This window comes from Micrococcus sp. LASM2_SD2, assembly GCF_057364565.1.
Genome location: NZ_JBNFOB010000359.1, coordinates 1 through 1,487 on the forward strand (window position 1 = coordinate 1; position 1,487 = coordinate 1,487).

Here is a 1,487-nt window from a genome sequence, read left to right on the forward strand (position 1 = left end):
GTGGAGCCCGCGGGCTGCCCCGTGGAGGAGGTGAGCGCGGAGGCGGAGTCGGCGGCGCCGTCGTCGGGGGAGGAGGGGGCGCGGAGCACCCCCAGCAGGGCGCGCATCTCCGCCAGGGCGGAGCGGCCGGTGACGCCGATGGTCTCCAGGGTCTGCACGGCGAGCTCGGGCTTAGCGGCGGCGGCGTAGCGGGCGCCGTCGGCCTGGGAGATCATCACCTGCAGGGAGTGGGAGACGATGTCATGCATCTCGCGGGCGATGCGGTTGCGCTCGTCCGCGGCGGCGAGCTCCCGCTCCTGCGCCGCCTGCACCTCCAGCCGACGGGCGCGGTCCTGCACCGCCTGCAAAGCGATCAGGCGGGTGCGGGCCACGTCCCCGAACGCCCAGGCCGCGAGCACCACGGCGGCGCAGGGGATGCCCATGGCCAGGGCGACCACCGGTGCCTCGCCGGAGTCAAACGCGGAGAACCGGGCGATGCGGGAGAACCAGCCGTTCTTCACGCCGTTGGCGACCGCCCCGGCCAGCGCGATGCCCAGGACGGTGAAGGAGCCGCGCCGCGGGAAGGTGGCGGCGGCGTGGTGCACGAACATCGGGACCACGAACAGCGCCAGGGTGAAGTCCGGGCCTGCCACGAGGATCACCAGGCAGAGCAGGACCGCCGCCCGGATCGCGGCCACCGGGTTGCGGCGCCGGAACGCCCAGGTGGAGACCAGGGCGGCGTCCACGAGGCCGTCCAGCGCTGTGACCCAGGCCGGAGTGCTGGGAACCCCGAAGAACCCGCCGCCCGGGGCGACGAGCAGGTAGGGGAGCAGCACGAAGAAGAACAGCAGCAGCCCGGCGACGATCGCGTCCGAGGCGAACGGGCGCTCCCGGTGGAACGCATCGAGGCGGCGCAGCGGGTTCATGGTGTCCAGCGTAGGAGCGCCCGCGGGGCCGGCGCGTCAGACCACGGTCTGATCCGCCCCCCACTGCGTTTTCGCTCGCACAACGGGAACCCCCTCAGGCGTTTCCGCTCGCGAAACGGGCAGCTGTCCGCCGTGCACCCCGCTCTGCTCCACCAGGCTCACGGCGCGAGGGAGCGCACCACCTCGGCTGCCGGGACCTCCCGGGCACGGTGCGCCTCGGTGCCGGCCCAGAGGTGGACGGCGTCCAGGTCCATCGCCGCCGCAGCCGCCTTGCGCAGGGCGCCGGTGAGGACGTTGACCTCCGGGTAGGCCGCCGGCGCGTCTGCGAACTCCGCCATGAAGGGCACGGTCAGCCCGCGCGCGTACCGGCCGGTGAAGGCGCGGGTCACGGTGGTGTCCACTCCCCGCGGAGCGCTGTCGTTCGGGAAACCGTCGGGTTCCGCGGCACTGTCGTGCGAGAACACGTCGGGTTCCGCCGCCCGTGCCATGCCCGCCCGGTGCGCCGCGGACGTCCCGGCCTCCGGGGTGCGCAGGAACGCGGTGCCGGCCTGCACGGCATCCGCCCCGGCCTCCAGCGCGGCC

At 74.4% G+C, this 1,487-nt stretch carries 2 protein-coding genes; both read right to left on the reverse strand.

What is annotated here, in order from left to right:
• Nucleotides 1-905: sensor histidine kinase (locus AC2W7A_RS12325; RefSeq protein ID WP_485991599.1), on the reverse strand; the 905-nt coding region annotated here is incomplete at its 3' end.
• Nucleotides 906-1,063: 158 nt separating this feature from the next.
• Nucleotides 1,064-1,487: nitronate monooxygenase (locus tag AC2W7A_RS12330; protein ID WP_485991600.1), on the reverse strand; the 424-nt coding region annotated here is incomplete at its 5' end.